At 69.4% G+C, this 23,810-nt stretch carries 22 protein-coding genes; 1 reads left to right on the top strand and 21 read right to left on the bottom strand.

Annotated features, from left to right (window positions below):
* Window positions 1–193 precede the first annotated feature (193 nt).
* Window positions 194–2,017 carry a glycosyl hydrolase family 18 protein gene (locus tag OG509_RS25875; RefSeq protein WP_406184896.1) on the top strand — a complete coding sequence of 608 codons (1,824 nt, stop codon included), beginning with the start codon at window positions 194–196 and terminating at the stop codon, window positions 2,015–2,017.
* A 153-nt stretch (window positions 2,018–2,170) separates the two neighbouring features.
* Here OG509_RS25875 and OG509_RS25870 read toward each other — a convergent pair whose 3' ends face one another.
* From OG509_RS25870 to thrC, 21 genes are all read right to left on the bottom strand, one after another.
* Window positions 2,171–2,617 carry a DUF2550 domain-containing protein gene (locus OG509_RS25870; RefSeq protein ID WP_030153784.1) on the bottom strand — a complete coding sequence of 149 codons (447 nt, stop codon included), beginning with the start codon at window positions 2,615–2,617 and terminating at the stop codon, window positions 2,171–2,173.
* A gap of 128 nt (window positions 2,618–2,745) precedes the next feature.
* Window positions 2,746–3,120, bottom strand: a complete 375-nt coding sequence (locus tag OG509_RS25865) for a F0F1 ATP synthase subunit epsilon (protein ID WP_008738187.1) — start codon at window positions 3,118–3,120, stop codon at window positions 2,746–2,748.
* Window positions 3,121–3,260: 140 nt separating this feature from the next.
* A complete protein-coding gene (gene atpD / locus OG509_RS25860; RefSeq protein WP_387284671.1) occupies window positions 3,261–4,703 on the bottom strand; it encodes a F0F1 ATP synthase subunit beta in 1,443 nt (480 codons plus the stop codon).
* Window positions 4,703–5,620 (bottom strand): F0F1 ATP synthase subunit gamma, encoded by a 918-nt coding sequence (locus tag OG509_RS25855; RefSeq protein ID WP_385584331.1) that lies wholly within the window; start codon window positions 5,618–5,620, stop codon window positions 4,703–4,705. The genes atpD and OG509_RS25855 overlap by 1 nt, the downstream gene beginning before the upstream one ends.
* A 20-nt stretch (window positions 5,621–5,640) precedes the next feature.
* Entirely contained in the window at window positions 5,641–7,236 is a 1,596-nt protein-coding gene (gene atpA / locus OG509_RS25850) for a F0F1 ATP synthase subunit alpha (RefSeq protein ID WP_327361627.1), read from the bottom strand.
* A 131-nt stretch (window positions 7,237–7,367) separates the two neighbouring features.
* Window positions 7,368–8,183 (bottom strand): F0F1 ATP synthase subunit delta, encoded by an 816-nt coding sequence (locus OG509_RS25845; protein WP_266625408.1) that lies wholly within the window; start codon window positions 8,181–8,183, stop codon window positions 7,368–7,370.
* Entirely contained in the window at window positions 8,180–8,719 is a 540-nt protein-coding gene (locus OG509_RS25840) for a F0F1 ATP synthase subunit B (RefSeq protein ID WP_385584326.1), read from the bottom strand. Before OG509_RS25840 ends, OG509_RS25845 begins: the two co-directional genes overlap by 4 nt.
* Before the next feature lie 41 nt (window positions 8,720–8,760).
* A complete protein-coding gene (locus OG509_RS25835) occupies window positions 8,761–8,997 on the bottom strand; it encodes an ATP synthase subunit C (protein ID WP_030153776.1) in 237 nt (78 codons plus the stop codon).
* A gap of 76 nt (window positions 8,998–9,073) precedes the next feature.
* On the bottom strand, window positions 9,074–9,913 hold the full coding sequence (gene atpB, locus OG509_RS25830) for a F0F1 ATP synthase subunit A (protein ID WP_327364516.1): 840 nt from the start codon (window positions 9,911–9,913) through the stop codon (window positions 9,074–9,076).
* 210 nt (window positions 9,914–10,123) lie between these two features.
* Window positions 10,124–10,561 (bottom strand): hypothetical protein, encoded by a 438-nt coding sequence (locus OG509_RS25825; protein WP_266625414.1) that lies wholly within the window; start codon window positions 10,559–10,561, stop codon window positions 10,124–10,126.
* Window positions 10,562–10,846: 285 nt separating this feature from the next.
* Window positions 10,847–12,181, bottom strand: coding sequence for an MraY family glycosyltransferase (locus OG509_RS25820; RefSeq protein WP_406184894.1), 1,335 nt, complete (start codon window positions 12,179–12,181; stop codon window positions 10,847–10,849).
* 104 nt (window positions 12,182–12,285) lie between these two features.
* Window positions 12,286–13,515, bottom strand: coding sequence for a serine hydroxymethyltransferase (gene glyA / locus OG509_RS25815; RefSeq protein ID WP_406184893.1), 1,230 nt, complete (start codon window positions 13,513–13,515; stop codon window positions 12,286–12,288).
* 93 nt (window positions 13,516–13,608) lie between these two features.
* Window positions 13,609–14,298 carry a low molecular weight phosphatase family protein gene (locus tag OG509_RS25810; RefSeq protein WP_030153770.1) on the bottom strand — a complete coding sequence of 230 codons (690 nt, stop codon included), beginning with the start codon at window positions 14,296–14,298 and terminating at the stop codon, window positions 13,609–13,611.
* Window positions 14,295–14,942 (bottom strand): L-threonylcarbamoyladenylate synthase, encoded by a 648-nt coding sequence (locus tag OG509_RS25805; protein WP_030153769.1) that lies wholly within the window; start codon window positions 14,940–14,942, stop codon window positions 14,295–14,297. Before OG509_RS25805 ends, OG509_RS25810 begins: the two co-directional genes overlap by 4 nt.
* A gap of 49 nt (window positions 14,943–14,991) precedes the next feature.
* Complete coding sequence (gene prmC, locus OG509_RS25800) at window positions 14,992–15,837, bottom strand: peptide chain release factor N(5)-glutamine methyltransferase (RefSeq protein ID WP_030153768.1); 846 nt, start codon at window positions 15,835–15,837, stop codon at window positions 14,992–14,994.
* Between the two features lie 108 nt (window positions 15,838–15,945).
* A complete protein-coding gene (gene prfA, locus OG509_RS25795; RefSeq protein ID WP_406184891.1) occupies window positions 15,946–17,025 on the bottom strand; it encodes a peptide chain release factor 1 in 1,080 nt (359 codons plus the stop codon).
* A 111-nt stretch (window positions 17,026–17,136) separates the two neighbouring features.
* On the bottom strand, window positions 17,137–17,355 hold the full coding sequence (gene rpmE, locus OG509_RS25790) for a 50S ribosomal protein L31 (RefSeq protein ID WP_136215107.1): 219 nt from the start codon (window positions 17,353–17,355) through the stop codon (window positions 17,137–17,139).
* Window positions 17,356–17,545: 190 nt separating this feature from the next.
* Window positions 17,546–18,646, bottom strand: a complete 1,101-nt coding sequence (locus OG509_RS25785; protein WP_406184890.1) for an LCP family protein — start codon at window positions 18,644–18,646, stop codon at window positions 17,546–17,548.
* A gap of 304 nt (window positions 18,647–18,950) precedes the next feature.
* A complete protein-coding gene (rho, locus tag OG509_RS25780; RefSeq protein ID WP_406184889.1) occupies window positions 18,951–21,062 on the bottom strand; it encodes a transcription termination factor Rho in 2,112 nt (703 codons plus the stop codon).
* 434 nt (window positions 21,063–21,496) lie between these two features.
* Window positions 21,497–22,423 carry a homoserine kinase gene (gene thrB, locus OG509_RS25775; RefSeq protein ID WP_406184888.1) on the bottom strand — a complete coding sequence of 309 codons (927 nt, stop codon included), beginning with the start codon at window positions 22,421–22,423 and terminating at the stop codon, window positions 21,497–21,499.
* Window positions 22,424–22,736: 313 nt separating this feature from the next.
* Window positions 22,737–23,807, bottom strand: a complete 1,071-nt coding sequence (gene thrC, locus OG509_RS25770) for a threonine synthase (RefSeq protein ID WP_385591610.1) — start codon at window positions 23,805–23,807, stop codon at window positions 22,737–22,739.
* Between the last annotated feature and the right edge of the window lie 3 nt (window positions 23,808–23,810).

The following is a 23,810-nucleotide window of genomic DNA, read 5'->3' as shown; positions in this document are numbered from 1 at the left end:
GGTCTGGACCTCTTGACGGTTGGTCCAGACCTTTCTACGCTCGCGGCAACTGTGGTGAGCGTGCCATGACAAGCGTGCTCACGGGCGGCGCAGGTCCCATCCCCAGTCCCGGTCGGCCCCACGACCGCGACGGACCTACGGAGGAGCACCCTTGAGCACAGCAAGCGCAACAGGCACGGCACCCCCACCCCGCATGCGACTGCTGCGAAGGCTCGCCGCGACCGTGGCCGCCTTCGCCCTGCCCATCACCGGACTCGTGGCCCTGGCCGGCCCCGCCCAGGCCGCCGCCTCCGCGACGGCCACGTACACCAAGGTCTCCGACTGGGGCACCGGCTTCGAGGGCAAGTGGACGGTGAAGAACACCGGCACCACCACCCTCACCAGCTGGACCGTGGAGTGGGACTACCCCTCAGGCACGACGGTCACCTCCGCCTGGGACGCCACCGTCACCAGCTCCGGCACCCACTGGACCGGCAAGAACGTGGGCTGGAACGGCACCCTCGCCCCCGGTGCCACGATCAGCTTCGGCTTCAACGGCGCCGGTTCCGGCGCCCCCAGCGGCTGCAAGGTCAACGGCGGCTCCTGCGACGGCGGATCGACCCCCACCGACAGCCCGCCGTCGGCCCCCGGCACCCCCACCGCGAGCGGGGTCACCGACACCTCGCTGACCATCGGCTGGGCCGCGGCCACCGACGACAAGGGCGTCAAGAACTACGACGTCTACCGCGGCGCCGCCAAGGTGGCGACCGTCACCGGTACGAGCTACGACGACTCCGGCCTGACGAAGGGCACGACGTACACGTACAGCATCATCGCCCGCGACACCGCCGACCAGACGGGCCCGGCCTCCGGCTCCGTCTCGGTCACCACGACCGGCGGCGGCACCACTCCCCCGGACCCGGGCGGCAAGGTCAAGCTCGGCTACTTCACCGAATGGGGCGTCTACGGGCGCAACTACCACGTGAAGAACCTGGTCACCTCCGGCTCCGCCGCGAAGATCACCCACATCAACTACGCGTTCGGCAACGTCCAGGGCGGCAAGTGCACCATCGGTGACTCCTACGCCGACTACGACAAGGCCTACACCGCCGACCAGAGCGTCGACGGGGTCGCCGACACCTGGGACCAGCCGCTGCGCGGCAACTTCAACCAGCTGCGCAAGCTCAAGGCGAAGTACCCGAACATCAAGGTGCTGTGGTCCTTCGGCGGCTGGACCTGGTCCGGCGGCTTCGGCCAGGCCGCGGCCAACCCGGCCGCCTTCGCCGACTCCTGCTACAGCCTGGTCGAGGACCCGCGCTGGGCGGACGTCTTCGACGGCATCGACATCGACTGGGAGTACCCGAACGCCTGCGGCCTGTCCTGCGACACCAGCGGCGCCGCCTCACTGAAGAACGTCCTGTCCGCGCTGCGCACCAAGTTCGGCAGCAGCAACCAGGTGACCGCCGCGATCTCCGCCGACGGCTCCAACGGCGGCAAGCTCGACCTCGCGGACTACGCGGGCGCCTCCCAGTACGTCGACTTCTACAACGTCATGACGTACGACTTCTTCGGCGCGTGGGACGCCAAGGGCCCGACCGCCCCGCACTCCCCGCTCACCTCGTACGCCGGCATCCCGATCGCCGGCTTCAACTCCGAGGCCGCGATCACCAAGCTCAAGGGCAAGGGCATCGCCGGCTCGAAGCTGAACCTCGGCATCGGCTTCTACGGCCGCGGCTGGACCGGCGTCACCCAGGACGCCCCCGGCGGCACCGCGACCGGGCCCGCCACGGGCACGTACGAGCAGGGCATCGAGGACTACAAGGTGCTCAAGGGCAGCTGCCCGGCGACCGGCACCGTCGCCGGCACGGCCTACGCCAAGTGCGGCAGCAACTGGTGGAGCTACGACACCCCCGCCACCATCGCCGGGAAGATGAACTGGACCAAGCAGCAGGGCCTCAAGGGCGCCTTCTTCTGGGAGTTCAGCGGCGACACGGCGAACGGCGAGCTCGCGGGCGCGATCCACGCCGGACTCCAGTAACACGGACGAAGCCGGGGAGACGGGTCCGCCCCCGTCTCCCCGGCTTCTCCTTCTTGACGCGCCACTCGCACGGCTCGGCCCCTGGGGGCCTCCCCGGCTTCGCGCCACTGCGCCGGACTCCGTCCGGCGGCGACAATCCAGCCCCGCCGACCCTCAGGCCACGTTCACCCTCTGGCCGGGAGGCGCCGCCTCCAGCCAGGCCAGGAAACCCGTCAGCGCGTCCTCGCTCATCGCCAGCTCCAGGCGGGTCCCACGGTGGAGACAGCCGAGCACGACGGCGTCGGACAGCAGTGCCAGCTCCTCCTCGCCCTCGGGGGCGCGGCGGGCGACGACCTCGATGGAGGAGCGCTCCAGCAGCCGGCGCGGCCGCGGAGAGTACGAGAAGACGCGGAACCACTCGATGCGGTCACCGCTGTAGCGAGCGACCCCGTACACCCAGCCCTTGCCGGAGATGTCGGGTTCCTCGGACACTCCCCAGCGCAGGCTGCAGTCGAACGTGCCACCGGATCGCTGGATCAGTCTGCGGCGCAGCCCGAAGACAAACAGCCCGATCACCACCAGGGCTACGACCAGGCCGCTCACAAGCAGAGCGAGGAGCATCTTCACCGACCTCCTCGCTCATCGAATACCTCAAACGAAAAACGACCTGCATCGCCTCAGCCGCGACCCGGTCTGGAAAATTCCAGACCGGACCGCGGCTGAGGTCTCAAACCTGTTCGGTACGGGGCTCAGTGCCCCGTGACCGCGCGCAGCCGGACATCGGCGCGACGCTCGGCGGCCGCATCGGCCTCCGACTTCGCGCGCTCCAGTGCCCGCTCCGCCCGCTGGACGTCAATCTCGTCAGCGAGCTCGGCGATCTCGGCCAGCAGGGACAGCTTGTTGTCCGCGAACGAGATGAAACCGCCGTGCACCGCTGCGACGACAGTGTTGCCCTCGCTGGTACGGATGGTCACCGGGCCCGATTCCAGCACACCGAGAAGCGGCTGGTGACCGGGCATGACGCCGATGTCGCCGGACGTGGTGCGGGCGACAACAAGGGTGGCCTCGCCGGACCAGACATTGCGGTCCGCCGCGACCAGCTCGACGTGCAGCTCAGCAGCCAAGGTGGCTCCTCGGGTCACCACCCGGCGGGTCAGCCGGGTGTTGGGTCAAATTCTAATGGGCGTGGGGAGAGGGACGGGACACACCCGCCCCTCTCCGCGAAACCTGCGAACCGGAAGCGCTCCGCGAGGAGCGCGCCGGATCAGGAGACGCCCAGCTCCTTGGCGTTGGCCTTCAGGTCCTCGATGCCACCGCACAGGAAGAACGCCTGCTCGGGGAAGTGGTCGTAGTCACCGTCGCAGATCGCGTTGAACGCGGTGATCGACTCGTCGAGCGGAACGTCCGAACCGTCCACGCCGGTGAACTGCTTCGCCACGTGGGTGTTCTGCGACAGGAAGCGCTCGACGCGACGGGCACGGTGGACAACGAGCTTGTCCTCCTCGCCCAGCTCGTCGATACCGAGGATCGCGATGATGTCCTGGAGGTCCTTGTACTTCTGGAGGATCCCCTTGACGCGCATCGCCGTGGCGTAGTGGTCCGCCGCGATGTACCGCGGGTCGAGGATGCGGGACGTCGAGTCCAGCGGGTCCACGGCCGGGTAGATGCCCTTCTCGGAGATCGGACGGGAGAGAACCGTCGTCGCGTCGAGGTGGGCGAAGGTGGTGGCCGGCGCCGGGTCGGTCAGGTCGTCCGCGGGGACGTAGATCGCCTGCATCGAGGTGATCGAGTGACCGCGGGTCGAGGTGATGCGCTCCTGCAGCAGACCCATCTCGTCAGCCAGGTTCGGCTGGTAACCCACGGCGGACGGCATGCGGCCCAGAAGGGTCGACACCTCCGAACCGGCCTGGGTGTAACGGAAGATGTTGTCGATGAAGAAGAGCACGTCCTGCTTCTGCACATCGCGGAAGTACTCCGCCATGGTCAGACCGGCGAGCGCGACGCGAAGACGCGTGCCCGGGGGCTCGTCCATCTGGCCGAAGACGAGCGCCGTCTTGTCGATGACGCCCGAGTCGGCCATTTCCTCGATGAGGTCGTTGCCCTCACGGGTACGCTCACCGACGCCCGCGAAGACCGACACACCGTCGTGGTTGTTGGCGACGCGGTAGATCATTTCCTGGATCAGAACGGTCTTGCCGACACCGGCACCACCGAACAGACCGATCTTTCCACCCTTGACGTACGGGGTGAGAAGGTCGATGACCTTGACGCCGGTCTCGAACATCTCGGTCTTCGACTCAAGCTCGTCGAAGCGGGGCGCCTTGCGGTGGATGGGCCAGCGCTCGGTGACCTCGGCGTTCGCCTCGGGGTAGTTGAGCACCTCACCCAGGGTGTTGAAGACCTTGCCCTTGGTGAAGTCACCGACGGGGACGGTGATGCCCGCGCCCGTGTCGGTGACCGCGGCCTGGCGGACCAGACCGTCGGTCGGCTGCATCGAGATGGTACGGACGAGGCCGTCACCCAGGTGCTGCGCGACCTCGAGGGTCAGGGTCTTGAGCTTGCCGTCCTCGGCCGGGTCTGCGACCTGGACCTTGAGGGCGTTGTAGATCTCGGGCATGGCGTCGACGGGGAACTCCACGTCGACGACCGGGCCGATGACCCGGGCGACGCGGCCCGTGGCGGCGGCCGTCTCAACAGTGGTCGTCATTACTTGTCACTCCCCGCGGTCGCGTCAGCCATGGCGCTCGCGCCACCGACGATCTCGCTGATTTCCTGGGTGATTTCGGCCTGGCGGGCCGCGTTGGCAAGCCGGGAGAGGCTCTTGATGAGATCCCCGGCGTTGTCGGTCGCCGACTTCATCGCGCGGCGGCGGGCGGCGTGCTCGGAAGCGGCCGACTGCAGCAGTGCGTTGTAGATGCGGCTCTCGACGTAGCGCGGCAGAAGGGCGTCGAGGACGTCCTCCGCCGACGGCTCGAAGTCGAACAGCGGAAGGATCTCGCCCTTCGCACCGTCCTCTTCCGGAGCCTGGTCGAGGCTGAGCGGCAGCATCCGGCCGTCGACCGCGTTCTGCGTCATCATCGACACGAATTCCGTGTAGACGATGTGCAGCTCGTCGACGCCGCCCTCGGCCGTTTCCGTCTGGATGGCCTCGATCAGCGGTCCCGCGACGCGCTTGGCGTCGGCGTAGGCCGGGCTGTCGGTGAAGCCGGTCCACGAATCCGCGACCTTGCGCTCGCGGAAGCCGTAGTAGGCCAGACCCTTACGGCCGACGATGTACGTGTCGACCTCCTTGCCCTCGCCGCGCAGCCGCTCGGTGAGCCGCTCCGCCTGCTTGATGGCGTTGGAGGAGTAGCCGCCGGCCAGACCGCGGTCGCTCGTGATGAGCAGAATCGCGGCACGGGTCGGCGTCTCGACCTCGGTCGTCAGGGCGTGCTTGGTGTTCGAACCGGTCGCCACCGCGGTCACCGCACGGGTGAGCTCGGTCGCGTACGGCATCGATGCCGCCACCTTGCGCTGCGCCTTGACGATGCGCGAGGCGGCGATCATCTCCATCGCCTTGGTGATCTTCTTGGTCGCCGTGACGGCACGGATGCGACGCTTGTAGACCCGGAGCTGCGCTCCCATGAGTCAGGTCCCTTCCGTCGTCACTTGGAGACGTTGACGGCCGGCGCGTCCTCGCCCAGGAGCTTGCCGTCCGAGGTCTCGAACTGCTGCTTGAAGCCGGCGATGGCGTCCGCGATGGAGGACAGGGTGTCGTCCGACATCTTGCCGCCGTCCGCGATGGAGGTGAGGAGGTCCTTGCGCTCGCGGCGCAGGTGCTCCAGCAGCTCCGACTCGAAGCGACGGATGTCGCCGACCGGAACGTCGTCCATCTTGCCGGTGGTACCGGCCCAGACGGAGACGACCTGCTCCTCGACGGGCATCGGCTGGTACTGGCCCTGCTTCAGCAGCTCGACCAGACGCTTGCCGCGCTCCAGCGAAGCCTTCGACGCGGCGTCCAGGTCGGAACCGAAGGCGGCGAACGCCTCCAGCTCACGGTACTGGGCGAGGTCCAGGCGCAGACGGCCGGAAACCTGCTTCATGGCCTTGTGCTGGGCGGAGCCACCGACGCGGGAGACCGAGATACCGACGTTCAGCGCCGGGCGCTGGCCCGCGTTGAACAGGTCGGACTCCAGGAAGCACTGGCCGTCGGTGATGGAGATTACGTTGGTCGGGATGAACGCCGACACGTCGTTCGCCTTGGTCTCGACGATCGGCAGACCGGTCATCGAACCGGCACCCATGTCGTCGGAGAGCTTCGCGCAGCGCTCCAGCAGACGGGAGTGCAGGTAGAAGACGTCACCCGGGTAGGCCTCACGGCCCGGCGGGCGGCGCAGCAGCAGCGACACGGCACGGTAGGCGTCGGCCTGCTTCGACAGGTCGTCGAAGATGATCAGGACGTGCTTGCCGGCGTACATCCAGTGCTGGCCGATGGCGGAACCGGTGTACGGCGCCAGGTACTTGAAGCCGGCCGGGTCGGACGCCGGGGCGGCGACGATCGTCGTGTACTCGAGCGCGCCGGCGTCTTCCAGGGCGCCGCGAACGGACGCGATGGTCGAGCCCTTCTGGCCGATCGCGACGTAGATGCAGCGGACCTGCTTGTTCACGTCACCCGAGCGCCAGTTGTCGCGCTGGTTGATGATCGTGTCGACGGCCAGAGCGGTCTTGCCGGTCTGACGGTCACCGATGATCAGCTGACGCTGGCCACGGCCGACCGGCACCATCGCGTCGATGGCCTTGTAGCCGGTCTGCATCGGCTCGTGCACCGACTTACGGACCATGACGCCCGGGGCCTGCAGCTCGAGGGCGCGACGGCCTTCGGTCGCGATCTCGCCGAGACCGTCGATCGGGTTGCCGAGCGGGTCGACGACGCGGCCGAGGTAGCCCTCGCCGACGCCTACGGAGAGAACCTCACCGGTGCGCTGCACCGGCTGGCCCTCCTCGATACCGCTGAACTCGCCGAGGACGACCGCACCGATCTCGCGCTCCTCGAGGTTGAGGGCGAGACCGAGGGTGCCGTCCTCGAACTTCAGCAGCTCGTTCGCCATGGCGGAGGGCAGGCCCTCCACCTTCGCGATGCCGTCGCCGGCAACGCTGACCGTTCCGACCTCCTCGCGCGAGGCCGCGTCCGGCTGGTACGACTGGACAAAGTTCTCCAGTGCGTCCCGGATCTCCTCCGGCCGGATCGTGAGCTCCGCCATCTGGGTTCCCTGCTCTCCTTGTTGGGCCTGAAGCTTCTTAGGGGTCTGGGGGCGACCCCCAGGAATCTTCTGCAAGTTCTGCACGGCCCAACCGGGCCGCTAGGAATGCGTTGTTCTATTGGTGGCTGAGGTCAGCCGGCCATGCGGCGGGACGCCTCGGAAAGGCGGTCCGCGATGGTGCCGTCGATGACCTCGTCGCCGACCCGCACCGAGATCCCGCCGAGGACCTCGGGGTCCACGTCGAGGTTCAGGTGCATCTGGCGGCCGTACAGCTTGGCCAGCACCGCGCCGAGACGCTGCTTCTGCACGTCGCTGAGCGGAACCGCGCTGGTCACGGTGGCGACCATGCGGTCACGGCGCTCGGCGGCGAGCTTGGAGAGGGACTCGAGTCCCGCTTCCAGGCTACGTCCACGCGGGTGCGTGACGAGACGGATGACCAGGCGCTCCGTGACGGCGTTCGCCTTGCCGCCGAGCAGGCTGCGCAGCAGCTGGCTCTTGGCGGAGGCGGTGGCCGCGCGGTCGGTCAGCGCGGAACGCAGCTCGGTGCTCGAGGCGACGATCCGGCCGAAGCGGAACACCTCGTCCTCGACGTTGTCGAGCGCACCGGTCTGCTGGGCCGCCGTGAGGTCGGCGGTGGCCGCCAGCTCCTCCAGCGCGTCCACCAGGTCGCGGGACTGCGACCAGCGGGAGCGCGCCATGCCGGACACCAGGTCGAGGGTTTCCCCGCCCACCTGGCCGGACAGCAGACGGCCGACCAGCTCGGCCTTGGCCTCGCCGGACTGCGCCGGGTCCGTGATGACCCGACGCAGCGAGACCTCACGGTCGAGCAGCGCGGTGACGGCTGCCAGCTCGCCGGCGAGCTTCGTCGCGTCGACGGACGTGTTGTCCGTCAGCGCGTCGAGACGCTCGCGCGCGGAGGCCAGCGCCTCGCGGCTCGCTCCGTTCATCGGGCCGCCTCGGCCTTCTCCTCAAGCTCGCTGAGGAAGCGGTCGATCGTGCGGCTCTGCCGGGCGGCGTCCTCGAGGGACTCGCCGACGAGCTTGCCGGCCAGGTCGGTGGCGAGCTTGCCCACGTCCTGGCGCAGCGCCTGAGAGGCGGCCTTGCGGTCGGCCGCGATCTGGGCGTGGCCGGCAGCGATGATCTCCTCACGCTGCCGCTGGCCCTCTGCGCGCAGTTCTTCCTTGAGCGCAGTGCCCTGCTCCAGCGCTTCCTGGCGCAGGCGCGCGGCCTCGTGCCGGGCTTCGGCGAGCTGGGCCTTGTACTGCTCCAGCACGCTCTGGGCCTCGGTCTGAGCGGCCTCAGCCTTCTCGATACCGCCCTCGATCTGCTCGCGACGCTCGTCCAGAACCTTGTTGATGTTCGGGAGGAGCTTCTTCGCGAGGACACCGAAGACGATGACGAAGGCGATCAGACCGATGACGAGCTCGGGGATCGGCGGGAAGAGCGGGTTTTCCGTCTCTGCCGCGAGAACCAGGAGGTTCACATCAGTGCCTTTCGTCTAATCGGACTAGTGGTCGCGGTTCGTCAGCTGTAGACGAACGGCATGACCAGACCGATGAGGGCGAGCGCCTCACAGAAGGCGAAGCCGAGGATCTGGTTGGCGCGGATCAGACCGGCAGCCTCGGGCTGACGGGCGAGAGCCTGCGTGCCGTTACCGAAGATGATGCCGACGCCGACACCCGGGCCGATGGCCGCGAGACCGTAACCAACGGAGCTGAGGGAGCCGGTGACGCCATCGGCGGCAGCGAGGATCTGGGACATGCCAGTTCTTCCTTCTCTTTCACGGACCGGTGGGGGTTGGCCACCGGACGACAGGGGGTTTGGGGGAGGGCCGGACTCAGTGCTGCTCGGCGAGTGCGCCCTGGATGAAGCTGCAGGCCAGCAGCACGAAGACGTAGGCCTGGACAGCCTGGATGAAGAGCTCGAAGGCCGTCATCACGATGACCATGATGAAAGAGACGCCCGCGTAGGCGATCCCGATCCCGTTCAGCAGGTACCAGCTGGCGATGGTGAACAGCAGCAGCAGGGTGTGACCGGCGAACATGTTCGCGAACAGTCGGACCGCGTGGGTGAACGGGCGCACCAGGACGTTCGAGAAGAACTCGATGACCATGACGAGGGGCAGGACGCCGCCGAGCGACTTGTCGTAGCCGGTCAGGTTCTTGAGTCCGCCGACGAAGCCGTGACGCTTGAACGTCACCGACATCCAGATGAAGTAGACGAGCAGCGCGAGAATCGCCGGGTACGCGATGATCGCGGTCACCGGGAACTGGGCCAGGGGGACGATCGACCAGACGTTCAGGACCCAGACGAAGAAGAACAGCGAAACCATGAAGGGGACGTACTTCTCGCCCTCCTTCTTGCCCAGCGTCTCGTACACGATGCCGCGGCGCACGAAGTCGTAGCCGGTCTCGGCGACCATCTGGAGCTTGCCCGGGACGACCTTCGGCTTGCGGAAGGCGGCCCAGAAGAAGCCGACGATGATCAGCGAGCCCAGGAGGGCCAGCAGCATCGGCTTGTTGAAGTACACACTGGTCAGGCCGGGTTCGCCCCACAGCGGCTCGAAGAGGAACGAGTGCAGGCCCGGACCGGGGAAGCCACATCCGTCGAAGATGTGACAGTCGGTCTCGAAAGCGAGCACCTGCGTCAGGTCAGCACTCACCGCGGGCTCCTTCAGCGTGGCGCATAGGTACGGCAACCTCGTTGTGTCGGCGCGGCGCACAGCCGCTGTTCGGCACTGGACTGGTGTTACGGGTGTGGGGGCGGCGATCAGGCATCGAGCCTCGCGATGGAACAGGCGTCAGCTCAGATGCCCGCGCCCGCAATGCCGCAGTTGGCACCGGACGATAGCAGCATCTCGAACGCGCCCTTATTCCGGCCCTACCCCTCACGACTTCGGCCCCGAATTTTCGGGCTTGTCGCCCTTCGTCGAGTCCGGTTCGACGTAGAGGATCTTGGCCTTCATGTGAGCACGCGTCTGCGCGCCGATCCACACGAGGGTGGTGGCGACGAGCGTGATCGCGAAAGCCTTGGGGTTGAACAGCGTCGTGTTCTTGAACACGGCGAGAAAGACGAAGAGCAGCAGGATCTGGGCCGTGTAGAGCATCAGCCCCATGGCCTGGAACAGGTGCGGCAGCGATTTCGCGGTTCGTTGCAGAACGATGAATCCGATGCCCATGAACAGCATCACGACCAGCGTGGCAATGACGGCGCCAAGGGCTCCCTCGCCACCTGCCACCACAGCACTGATGACGGCGGCGAGAGCGCCGGCGACAGCCGTGGGTACAGCGGCGTGCAGGAGGGATCGGACGTCATCTGACCGCATGGCGGTTTGCTCCGCGTGGTGGTGGGGGCACGGACTCGTACGGGAACTCGTACGGGACGAGCGTAAGCCCGGTCCGAGATCGAACCTCGGGCCGATGGGCCGTCGCACTACGGTCCTTCGGCTCTGTCGCCGGGTTTAGTGAACGGTATCACAAACTATTTGATGAGAGCTTTACCTGCGGAGTGTGCTGACTGTCACACATGAGAGCTAACCCGCCCGTGTGTGCGCGACAAGCCGCCGTTGTGTGTGGTAAAGGCGGTTCATGTCCGACATGTACCGCGGGCGTCAGCGCGCCGACTCGGCCTTACGCCGGTCGGGGAAGCGCGAACGGGGGCCTACCGCGGTCGCTCCGTTGACGCCCGAGACACCGACCCGGATCGGACCGGCCGGCTCCGGCTCCCGGCCCGAGGCGTCGAGCGCGGCCGCCTCCGCGGCGCGCTCGCTGTGCCGGTAGCGCGGCGGGACCAGACCCTCGGCCCAGCGCGGGGCGCGCGGGGTGAAGCGCGGCAGGAGCAGCAGGACGAGGCCCAGCGCGCTCAGACCGACGATGGCGAGCACGATCCACATCGAGGCGGAATGCACCGAATACGCCACCGCACCGAAGGCGATCAGCCCTGACCAGAAGTACATGATCAGCACCGCGCGGCTGTGCGAATGCCCGAGCTCCAGCAGCCGGTGGTGCAGGTGCCCGCGGTCGGCCGCGAACGGCGACTGACCCTTCCACGTACGCCGCACGATGGCCAGGACCAGGTCCGCCATCGGGATCGCGATGATCGTCAGCGGGAGCAGAAGCGGAATGAAGACCGGGAGCATCGCGTGCGTCGCGTTGCGCTCACCGCCGGCGAACAGGGCCATGGTGTCCGGGTCCACCTGCCCGGTGATCGAGATCGCGGCGGCGGCCAGCACCAGACCGATGAGCATCGATCCGGAATCGCCCATGAAGATCCGGGCCGGGTGCATGTTGTGCGGCAGGAAGCCGAGGCACATGCCCATCAGGATCGCCGCGAAGAGCGTCGCGGGAGCGGCCGCCTCGATCCCGTACCCGAACCAGATCCGGTACGAGTAGAGGAAGAACGCGGCGGCGGCGATGCAGACCATGCCGGCGGCCAGCCCGTCGAGCCCGTCCACGAAGTTCACCGCGTTGATGGTGATCACGACGAGGGCCACGGTGAGCAGGTTGCCCTGCCACTGGGTCAGCGCGACCGTCCCGATGCCCGGGACGGGGATCCACAGCATGGTCAGGCCCTGCATGACCATCACACCGGCGGCGATCATCTGCGCGCCGAGTTTGATCAGGGCGTCGATCTCGAACTTGTCGTCGAGCACGCCGATCAGCCAGATCAGGGCGGCTCCGGAGAGCAGCGCCCGCGGCTCGTTCGACAGCTCGAAGACGCCGTTGAGGTTGCGCAGGTGGTCCGCGACCAGCAGCCCCGCGCACAGTCCGCCGAACATGGCGATGCCGCCGAGCCGCGGAGTGGGCTCGCGGTGCACGTCGCGGGCGCGGATCTCCGGCATCGCACCGGCCGCGATCGCGAACTTCCGCACGGGCCCGGTGAGCAGGTAGGTCACCGCGACCGTGACGCAAAGCGTCAGCAGATATTCACGCACGGGCTGCCCCATATGTATCGCCGGCCATCTCAGCCCCACACATTAGCTGCGATGTACCCCTCACCGAGGACGCGAGGGGGCGCTATCGCGGTTGCGGTACGCCCCGCTTGTCCTGTTTACGCCCCGTACGGGGGAAATCCGCGCGTCAGCTCGGCCACTTCCGCGCGGGTGTTCGCGCCTTCCCCGCGCAGTGCGGCGGCAAACAGCGCGGCGATCCGGGCCATCTCGGGCTCCCGCATGCCCTGGGTGGTGACGGCCGCCGTACCGAGCCGGATCCCGCGCTGGTCCCCGTACGGGAGCGCGCAGGTGTCCAGCACGATCCCGGCGGCGGCGAGGCGGCCGCGCGCGGTCGGGCCGTCCACGCCGAGCGGCGCCGGGTCGGCGCTGATCAGGTGGGTGTCGGTGCCGCCCGTCGTCACCGCGAACCCGTGGGCCGCGAGCTCATCGGCCAGCACCCGCGCGTTGGCCACCACCCGATGGGCGTACGTGGTGAACGCCGGGGCCGCGGCCTCGCCGAAGGCCACGGCCTTGGCGGCGATGGTGTGCATCTGGGCGCCGCCCTGGGTGAAGGGGAAGACCGCCCGGTCGATCCGCTCGGCGAACTCGGCCCCGCACAGGACCATCCCGCCGCGCGGGCCGCGCAGCACCTTGTGCGTCGTCGCGCAGACGATGTCGGCGTACGGGACGGGGCTGGGCGCGGCACCGCCGGCGACGAGCCCGATCGGGTGGGCGGCGTCCGCGATGAGGTACGCCCCGACCTCGTCGGCGATCTCCCGGAACACGGAGTACTCGGGGTGGCGCGGATAGGAGATCGAGCCGCAGACGATGGCCTTGGGCCGGTGCATCCGGGCGAGGCCCTGCACCTGCTGGTAGTCGATCAGGCCGGTCTCGGCGTCGACCCCGTACCCGACGAAGTCGAACCAGCGGCCGGAGAAGTTGGCGGGCGAACCGTGGGTGAGGTGGCCGCCGTACGCGAGCCCCATCGCGAGGACGGTGTCCCCGGGGCGCAGCAGCGCGGCGTACGCGGCCAGCACGGCGGCGGAACCGGAATGCGGCTGCACGTTGGCGTGCTCCACCCCGAACAGCGCCCGGGCCCGCTCGACGGCCAGCCCTTCGGCGAGGTCGGCGTACTCGCAGCCGCCGTGGTAGCGGTGGCCCGGATAGCCCTCGGCGTACTTGTTGGCGAGCGCCGAGCCGAGTGCCGCCAGTACGGCGGGCGAGGTGAAGTTCTCGGCGGCGCTCAGCTGGAGCGAGACGGCCTGCCGCTGCGCCTCCCCCGCGAGCACGTCGGCCATCTGCGGATCCTGCTGCCGCAGCAGGTCGGAGGGCGGGGTGATGACGCTCATGGCGCGACTCCCAGTGGCGATCCCGGATACGCCCACTCTAGGTCGCCGCGACCCGCTTCGCCCGATTTCACCCCACCGCAATCAGTACCACCGTCAGCGGGAAGCGGTGACGCCCGTCAGGGCCGTGACCACCGGGTCCAGCGCCTGGTTGATCTCGTCGCCGATCGAGCGGAAGAAGGTGATCGGCGCCCCGTACGGGTCGTACACCTCGTCCGCGTCGGGCGACGGCGCCAGCAGCCACCCCCGAAGCGCGGCCGCGGCCCGCACCAGCGCCCGAGCCCGCTCCGCGACCCCGTCGTCCAGCGGCGGCAGCGTGGCCGGGTCTATGGCGCGCACCAGCCGCGTGAACTCCTTCAGCGTGAACGTCCGCAGCCCCGCCGAATGCCCCATCGAGATGACCTGCGCCCGGTGGTCCCGCGTGGCGGTCAGCACCAGGTCCGCCCGTATGACGTGCTCGTCCAGCAGCTCCCGCCCGGTGAACCCGGACGCGTCCGCCCCGAAGTCCGCGAGCACGGCCGCCGCATTGGCCTCCATCGGGGCCCCCTCGTGGCCCCACGTCCCCGCGCTCTCCACGATCAGGTCGCCGACCGGGATGCCGCCCAGCCGGTGCGCCAGCGCATGCCGGGTCAGCCGCTCGGTGATCGGCGAGCGGCACACGTTGCCGGTGCTGACGTGGAGGATGCGGAACGTGTCCCCGCCGGCACCCGCCGGGTGGGGGTCCCCCCAGCCGTGGCTGCCGCCGGAGGTGTGCCCGCTTGCTATGCCACGCCCCTCAGGGCTCACGGGGCCACCTCGAGGTCGGGTACGACCTCCCGCAGCTGCTCGGCGGTCAGCGCCCCCTCGCGCAGCAGGACGGGAACCTTCCCGGTGACGTCGACGATCGACGACGGCTGAATCCCCGGGGTCGGACCGCCGTCCAGGTACACGGACACGGAATCGCCCAGCATCTCGCGCGCCGCGTCGCAGTCCTCCGGCGCCGGGTGCCCGGTCAGGTTCGCCGAGGACACGGCCATCGGACCGACCTCGGTCAGCAGCTCGATCGCGACGGGGTGCAGGGGCATCCGTACGGCCACGGTCCCGCGGGTCTCCCCCAAGTCCCAGGCCAGCGAGGGCTGGTGCTTGGCTACGAGGGTCAGCGCGCCCGGCCAGAAGGCGTCGACGAGCTCCCAGGCCTGCTCGGAGAAGTCCGTGACGAGCCCGTGCAGGGTGTTCGGGGAGCCGATGAGCACGGGGGTCGGCATGTTGCGGCCGCGCCCCTTGGCCGCGAGCAGGTCGCCGACCGCCTCCGCGCTGAAGGCGTCCGCGCCGATCCCGTAGAGGGTGTCGGTGGGCAGCACGACAAGCTCGCCGCGGCGCACGGCGGATGCGGCTTCACGCAGACCCGTCTTGCGGTCCGTCGCGTCGTTGCAGTCGTATCGCCGGGCCATCAGCGGGACTCCTCGTGCAGCAGGGGGGTGGAGGGGTGGGTCGCAAGCGTCACGGCATGGCCTTGCGGGCGGTGGCGAAGCGCGGGCGGTTGTTCAGGTCGGGGTGGTCGGCGGCGTCGGCCCAGCCCCGCTCCTCGGCGAAGATCCACGGAACCTGGCCGCCCTGGGTGTCGGCGTGCTCGATGACGACGATGCCGCCGGGCCGCAGCAGCCGGTGCGCGGTGCGCTCGATGCCGCGGATGGTGTCGAGGCCGTCCTCGCCGGAGAACAGGGCCATCTCCGGGTCGTGGTCCCGGGCCTCGGGGGCCACGTACTCCCACTCGGTGAGCGGGATGTACGGCGGGTTCGAGATCACCAGGTCGACCTGGCCGTCCAGCTCGGGCAGGGCGCTCAGCGCGTCACCCTGGTGGACGGTGACCCGGGATCCCTCGGCGTTCTTGCGGGTCCACCGCAGGGCGTCCTCGGACAGCTCGACCGCGTGCACGCGCGAGCGCGGCACCTCCTGGGCCATGGCCAGCGCGATGGCGCCGGAGCCGGTGCACAGGTCCACGATCAGCGGCTCGACGACGTCCATCGCCCGGACGGCGTGTATGGCCCAGTCCACGACCGACTCGGTCTCGGGCCGGGGCACGAAGACCCCGGGCCCGACCTGGAGCTCCAGGTAGCGGAAGAAGGCGCGGCCGGTGATGTGCTGGAGCGGCTCGCGCGCCTCGCGGCGGGCGACGGCCTCCCAGTAGCGGGCGTCGAAGTCCGCGTCCTTGACGTGGTGCAGTTCCCCCCGCTTGACGCCGTGCACGAAGGCCGCGAGCTCCTCCGCGTCGAAGCGCGGTGAGGGCACGCCGGCGGCGGCCAGCCGCTGGGTGGCCTGGGCCACCTCGGCAAGCAGCAAGTTCACGCTGGTCCTCCGGGCTGCTGTCGTACGGGGGTGGTGCGGGGCGTACACGGTGAAGCAGGTCGAGCGGGGTGGTGCTGGGCCGTGCGGGGTGGTGCGGTCAGGCGCGGATCAGTGCGCGGACGCCAGCTTGGCGGCCGAGTCCGCGTCGACGCAGGCCTGGATCATCGGATCGAGGTCGCCGTCGAGCACCTGGTCCAAGTTGTACGCCTTGAAGCCGGTCCGGTGGTCCGAGATCCGGTTTTCCGGGAAGTTGTACGTACGGATCTTCTCGGAGCGGTCCACGGAGCGCACCTGGCTGCGGCGCACGTCGGAGGCCTCCTGCTCGGCGGCCTCCTGGGCCGCGGCCAGCAGGCGCGACCGGAGGATGCGCATCGCCTGCTCCTTGTTCTGGAGCTGGCTCTTCTCGTTCTGGCAGGAGGCGACCACACCGGTCGGGATGTGCGTGATGCGCACGGCCGAGTCGGTGGTGTTGACGGACTGGCCGCCGGGGCCCGACGAGCGGTACACGTCGATGCGGAGGTCGTTCTGGTTGATCTCGACCTCGACCTCCTCGGCCTCCGGGGTGACGAGCACGCCGGCGGCGGAGGTGTGGATGCGGCCCTGGGACTCGGTGGCCGGAACGCGCTGGACGCGGTGCACGCCGCCCTCGTACTTCAGGCGGGCCCACACGCCCTGGCCGGGCTCGGTGGCGCCGTTGCCGCCCTTGGTGCGGACGGAGACCTGGACGTCCTTGTAGCCGCCGAGCTCGGACTCGGTGGCGTCGATGATCTCGGTCTTCCAGCCCACGCGCTCGGCGTAGCGCAGGTACATGCGCAGCAGGTCGCCTGCGAACAGGGCCGACTCGTCGCCGCCCGCGCCCGCCTTGACCTCAAGGAGCACGTCCTTGTCGTCGCTGGGGTCGCGCGGGACCAGCAGCAGGCGCAGCTTCTCGGTGAGCTCCTCGCGGTGCGCGGTGAGCTCCTTCACCTCGGCCACGAAGTCCGGGTCGTCGGCCGCGAACTCCTTCGCCGTCTCGATGTCCTCGGCGGACTGCTTCCAGGCACGGAAGGTCGCGACGATCGGGGTCAGCTCCGCGTAGCGCTTGTTGAGCTTGCGCGCGTTGGCCTGATCCGAGTGGACCGAAGGGTCGGCGAGCTTCTTCTCAAGATCGGCGTGCTCGCCGACCAGTTCCTCGACCGCCTCGAACATCGGGGGCTCCTGAAGTGAAAAGTACGAAAAAGGGCTGCGGGACGACAAAGGCGCCGGTCCGGCTGCCCCCGTGTGGACAGGGTGCAGCCGGGGTCCGGCGCCGGGGGCTCGCTACTTCGAGCCGGCAGCCTTGCCGAAGCGGGCCTCGAAGCGGGCGACACGGCCACCGGTGTCGAGGATCTTCTGCTTGCCCGTGTAGAACGGGTGGCACTCGGAGCAGACCTCGGCACGGATGGTGCCATCGGTCAGGGTGCTACGGGTGGTGAACGACGCGCCACAGGTGCAGCTGACCTGGGTCTCGACGTACTCGGGGTGAACATCGCGCTTCAAGGTGTCTCCTAGATTCGGGAGGGCGCCGGGTCGCAGGAGCCGAATTGCGCACTGCGTGAACCGGGGCCGACAGACCAGTCTGCCAGGACCGGGCTGCCTGTCAAAATTCTGAGGACGCCTCCCTCAACGAGGGGGGTCGGGTATCTATTCCGCTCCCCTGCGGGAAGCGTGTGACCAGGCGTTTTGCGGTTTACTGCACGATCTGGCCCGCGGTGCCCTTGTCGCCCATGGAGTTCGCGGTGGCCTCGGCGGGGACCGGCTGCTCGGCGAGCAGGGCGTCCCAGACCATCTTGGACTCCTTGGTCAGCGGGACGACCCGGTCGCTGTCGCGGGGGTCAGGACCCACGGGCAGGGTGATCATCTTCATGTCCTGGGCGTCGATGCCCTGGAGGCTCTGGGCGAAGCCCATCAGCGACTTCACGTCGCCGAGCGACTTGTCGGTGGTGAGCGCCTTGGTGCCGGTGTCGGCGAGGTCGAGCAGTCGCTTGGGGTTGTCGAAGACGCCGATGCCCTTGACCTGCTTGATCAGGGCCTTCATGAACGCCTGCTGGAGCTGTATTCGGCCCAGGTCGGAGCCGTCGCCGACGCTCTTGCGGGTCCGTACGAGGCCCAGGGCCTGCTCGCCGTTGAGCTTGTTGGCACCGGCCGGGAGGTCGAGGTGGCTCGATCCGTCCTTGATCGGCTTGGTGGTCGTGAGCTCGACGCCCCCGAGGTTGTCGATGATCTTCTTGAAACCCGTGAAGTCGACCTCGATGTAGTGGTCCATGCGGATCCCCGACATCTTCTCGACGGTCTTGACCGCGCAGGCGGCCCCGCCGATGGTGAACGACTCGTTGAACTGGGAGCGCGAGCTGCCGCGGTCGGTCTTGCCGTTGCTCAGCGTGCAGGCCGGCCGGTTGACCATGGTGTCGCGCGGTATGGAGACGACGGTGGCCTTCTTGTGGCCCTCGTAGAGGTGGACGATCATCGCCGTGTCGGAGCGGGCCGAGCCGCCGTCGTCGTGCCCGTACTCGGAATTGGCGCCGCCGCGGGAGTCGGAGCCGAGGACGAGGATGTCCATCGAGCCGTTGTCCACGTTCTGCGGGCGGTCGGTGCCGAGCGCCTGGTCGATGTCGACCGTCTTGAGGTTCCCGTTCAGGTGGAAGTAGAACCAGCCGAGACCCGCCCCGCCCAGCAGGACCACGCCCGCGGCGCTCCATGCGGCGATGACCAGGGCCCCGCGGCGCTTCGGCGGTTTCCGTCGGCGCCGGCCCGCGGCACGCCCGCCGCCGCCCCTGCTGTCCTCGCTCATGCTCTCCTCAGTCCTGAGTACGTTCCCTCTGACACAGACGGACGAATGCCGTCCAGGGTTCCACGGCCGGAAGGCACCTCCTGCGGGGGCACTACGGCGGCCGGGACGGGACGAACGGCCCGTCCACCCTCGGGCACACCCCCGCCCACCTGCGGTTCTTGGGAGGGACGTACCGCGCGGCGGGAAGGTTCACGCGAACAGCGGGTGTGTCGAAGCTCGCACCCGCGCACAACGCAGGACCGCCCCCGCCGCGGCTGCGGTGGGGGCGGTCCTGCGATGCGGTGTACGGCGACGGATCTACGGATCAGTCGTCGTTCTTGCCCGACGGGGTCGTCTTGGCGATCTGCATCAGGAACTCGGCGTTCGACTTCGTCTGCTTCATCTTGTCGAGCAGCAGCTCGATGGCCTGCTGCGAGTCGAGCGCGTGCAGCACCCGGCGCAGCTTCCAGACGATGGCGAGCTCCTCGCTGTTGAGGAGGATCTCCTCCTTGCGGGTGCCCGACGGGTCGACGTCGACGGCCGGGAAGATGCGCTTGTCGGCGAGCTTCCGGTCGAGCTTGAGCTCCATGTTGCCGGTGCCCTTGAACTCCTCGAAGATCACCTCGTCCATGCGCGAGCCGGTGTCGACCAGCGCGGTGGCCAGGATGGTCAGCGAGCCGCCGTCCTCGATGTTGCGCGCGGCACCGAAGAAGCGCTTCGGCGGGTACAGCGCGGTCGAGTCGACACCACCGGACAGGATGCGGCCGGAGGCGGGGGCGGCGAGGTTGTACGCGCGGCCCAGACGGGTGATGGAGTCCAGCAGGACGACCACGTCGTGACCCAGCTCGACGAGACGCTTGGCCCGCTCGATGGCCAGCTCGGCGACGGTGGTGTGGTCCTCGGCCGGGCGGTCGAAGGTCGAGGAGATGACCTCGCCCTTGACCGACCGCTGCATGTCGGTGACCTCTTCCGGACGCTCGTCGACCAGGACGACCATCAGGTGGCACTCGGGGTTGTTGACGGTGATCGCGTTGGCGATCGCCTGCATGATCATGGTCTTGCCGGTCTTCGGCGGGGCCACGATCAGGCCTCGCTGGCCCTTGCCGATCGGCGACACGAGGTCGATGATGCGGGTCGTCAGCACGCCCGGGTCGGTCTCCAGACGGAGCCGGTCCTGGGGGTACAGCGGGGTCAGCTTCTGGAACTCCGGTCGGCCGCGGCCGGATTCGGGCGCCATGCCGTTGACCGAGTCCAGACGCACGAGGGCGTTGAACTTCTCGCGGCGCTCGCCGTCCTTGGGCTGGCGCACGGCACCGGTGGTGTGGTCGCCCTTGCGCAGACCCGCCTTGCGGACCTGGGCGAGGGAGACGTACACGTCGTTGGGGCCGGGCAGGTAGCCCGAGGTCCGGATGAACGCGTAGTTGTCGAGGATGTCCAGGATGCCCGCGACGGGGATCAGGACGTCGTCGTCGGCGACCTGCGGCTCGCTCGGCGCGAACTCGTCGCGACCGCGACGGCCACGGCGGTCGCGGTAGCGGCCGCGACGGCCGCGACGGCCGTCCTCGCCGTCGAAGTCGTCCTGCGGGCCGTTGTCCTGGGGGCCCTGCCGGTCCTGGCGGCCCTGCTGCTGGCGGTCCTGGCGGTCCTGACGGCCGCCCTGCTGCTGGCGGTCCTGACGGTCGCCGCGGCCGCCCTGGCCGCCGCCCTGACCCTGGCCGGCCTGGCTCTGACCCTGGCCCTGGCCCTGACCCTGGGCGCCCTGGCCCTGGTCGTCGGCCTTGGCGCCGCGGTCGCGGCGGTCGCGCCGGCCGCCCTCGCGCTCGGTACGGTCACCGCGGTCGCGGCGGTCGCGCCGGCCGCGGCCCTCGCCCTCCTGGGCGGGCGCGGAGACGGCGGTGGCGGCCTCGGCCGTGACCTCGGCCGGAGCGGTCGCGGTGGTGGTGGCGGTCTCGGTCTTGGCCTCGACCTGCACGGCGGCGGCGGGGGCCGCGGTCTCCGGGCTGCCGGAGGGGGCCGTGGCCCGACGGCGGCGGCGCTCGCCGGCCGGGGCGTCGTCGGAGGCCGGCTGGCCCGGGATCTCGATCTGCGCCTGCGCGGCAGGCTTCTCGGCGGGCGCCTCTGCGGCGGCCTCGCCCGTACGGGCCTTGCTGGTGGCGCGGCGCTTCGGCTTGGCCTCGGCGGCGTCGGCGGCGGGAGCCGCGGCCTTGGGGGCACTGCTGCCCGCCTGCGCCTCCTTGATGACCTCGATCAGCTGGCTCTTGCGCATCCGCGCGGTGCCCCTGATGCCGAGGCCCGACGCGACCTGCTGGAGCTCGGCCAGGACCATGCCCTCAAGGCCGGTGCCGGAGCGGCGACGCTTGGGGGCGGTGCCCGCGGCGGGGGCACTGGTGTCGACAGAGGTGTCGGCAGCGCCCATCAGATCGGTGGTGTCGCTCACGAAGGGTCCTTCCCTGGAGCGGACGTCGGCCTGTCTGGCTCGGCGACCGGTTGTGCTGTCCGACAACGGACCATGATCTGTTGGGTCATGGACCGCGGCCGGGGCGGTGGTCCGCCGAAAGAGGAACGGCGGAAAGAAACGTGCATGGGTGGTTCCGGCGAGAAGCCCCCGAGCTGGAAGCGTGGGAATGTCACGCCGATTCCGGAGCGTGCTCGAAACTGCTGGATGCGATCAAAGCAGTCGGGGAGGCTCCCGGAAGAAAGGTGGTCCCGGATGGGGACACTGAGCACCGAGCCATGGCGGCTTCGGCTGCACACTTGAGACTAACACTACCGGATCCAACAGATATTCCCCCTCTCAATCACCGGCAATCGCGCTTACAGCGCGGGCGGCCTGCCCTGGCCGCCCGCGCCTGGCGGGTCTGCCCCTACGGCCTAGCCGCCCTGCGTTCCGAGCGGCAGGACGCTCGCGCCCGCGGCGTCGAGGGCGAGCCGGTTCGCCGCCCACCCCTCGCCCGCGAGCTGCGCGACCTTGTCGGCCGCGCCGTTGTCGACCAGCGCGAGGACCGTGGGGCCCGCGCCGGAGATGACCGCGGGGATGCCGTCCGCCCGCAGCCGGTTGACGAGTGCCACGCTCTCGGGCATCGCCGGGGACCGGTACTCCTGGTGGAGCCGGTCTTCTGTGGCCGGCAGCAGCAACTCGGGACGCCTGGTCAGGGCTTCGACGAGCAGGGCCGCGCGACCCGCGTTGACGGCCGCGTCCACGTGCGGGACGTTGCGCGGCAGCAGGCCGCGCGCGGTCTCCGTCAGGACGGGCTTGGAGGGTACGAAGACCACCGGAACGATGGAACCGGCGGGCTCCATACGGATCGCCTTGGCGCTGCCGCCGTCCATCCAGGCGAGGGTGAATCCGCCGAGCAGACAGGCGGCGACGTTGTCGGGGTGGCCCTCGATCTCGGTGGCCAGTTCGAGCAGGGCCGCGTCGTCCAGCTTGGCCTCTCCGCCTATGGTCACGGCGCGGGCGGCGACGATGCCGGCGCAGATGGCGGCGGACGAGGACCCGAGGCCGCGGCCGTGCGGGATGCGGTTGGCGCAGACGACCTCCAGGCCGCGCGGCTGCCCGCCCAGCAGGTCGAAGGCGGTGCGCATGGAGCGTACGAGCAGGTGGCTCTCGTCCCGCGGGAGGGTGTCGGCACCCTCGCCCGCGATGTCGATGTTCAGGCCGGAGTCGGCCACCCGGACGACGACGTCGTCGTAGAGCCCCAGGGCCAGGCCGAGGGCGTCGAAGCCCGGGCCGAGGTTGGCACTGCTGGCGGGGACGCGCACCCGTACGGCGGCGGCGCGGAACGCTGGACCGGCCATCGTCCGATGACACTCCTTGTGACTGTGCGAGACGAGATCTTCGCTGGCTCGCTGCGAATGTACTGGAGAACGTACGACACCCGAAGGCCCTCTGGGCAGCACCACGGTCATATGCGCGGTGGCGGGTGTAAGTACAGCGTATCGAAGGAAGGTTCTCTCGCGACATAGGGCGCACAGGAGGCGCACGATGCGTGTCGGTGTCTTCCGGTGGATACCGCTGGATGCCGTTGGCTTTTGTGCCGTACGGCCTGAGTTGCCGGATTCCGGAAGCCTCGGGGAGGCATTCCGGAATCCGGCGACCGGGGTACTGCGGTCAGACCAGGCCGAGGCGGATGGCCGCGGCTTCGGCGTCCACCGGGACGGTGGCCGGCTGCGGGGCGCCGGCGACGGCCCAGTCGGGGTCCTTGAGGCCGTTTCCGGTCACGGTGCACACGATCGTCTGGCCGGGGTCGACCAGGCCCAGCTCGGCGGCCTTGAGCAGGCCGGCCACGGACGCCGCCGAGGCGGGCTCGACGAAGACGCCCTCCTGCGCGGCCAACAGGCGGTAGGCGGCCAGGATCTGGCGGTCCGTCACCTCGTCGATGAAGCCGCCCGACTCGTCGCGCGCGGCGAGCGCGTACTCCCAGGAGGCCGGGTTGCCGATGCGGATCGCGGTGGCGATGGTGTGCGGCTCCTTGACGACCTCTCCGCGCACGATGGGCGCGGAGCCGGAGGCCTGGAAACCCCACACACGGGGCGTACGGGAGGCCAGACCGTCGGCCTTGTACTCCTTGAAGCCCTTCCAGTACGCGGTGATGTTGCCGGCGTTGCCGACGGGCAGCACGTGGATGTCGGGGGCGTCGCCGAGCGCGTCGACGATCTCGAACGCGGCCGTCTTCTGGCCCTCGATGCGCACCGGGTTCACGGAATTGACCAGCGCGACCGGGTAGTTGTCGGACAGCGCGCGGGCCAGGTCCAGGCAGTCGTCGAAGTTGCCGTCCACCTGGAGGATCTTGGCGCCGTGGACGAGCGCCTGGCCCATCTTGCCGAGTGCGATCTTGCCGCGGGGGACGAGGACGGCGGAGACCATCCCGGCGCGCACCGCGTACGCGGCGGCGGAGGCCGAGGTGTTGCCCGTGGAGGCGCAGATGACGGCCTTGGCGCCGTCCTCCTTGGCCTTGGTGATCGCCATGGTCATACCGCGGTCCTTGAAGGACCCGGTGGGGTTCGCGCCCTCGACCTTGAGGTGTACCTCGCAGCCGGTGCGCTCGGAGAGCACCTGCGCGGGGACGAGGGGAGTGCCACCCTCGCGGAGCGTGACCACGGGAGTCGCGTCCGTCACCGGCAGGCGGTCCCGGTACTCCTCGATGATGCCGCGCCACTGGTGGGTGCGATTGCTGCTCATGGG

The sequence above is a fragment of the Streptomyces sp. NBC_01006 genome, from assembly GCF_045162725.1.
Lineage (GTDB): Bacteria > Actinomycetota > Actinomycetes > Streptomycetales > Streptomycetaceae > Streptomyces.
Note: the sequence above shows the minus strand (reverse complement) of the source record. Positions and strands in the feature narration are given on the sequence as shown.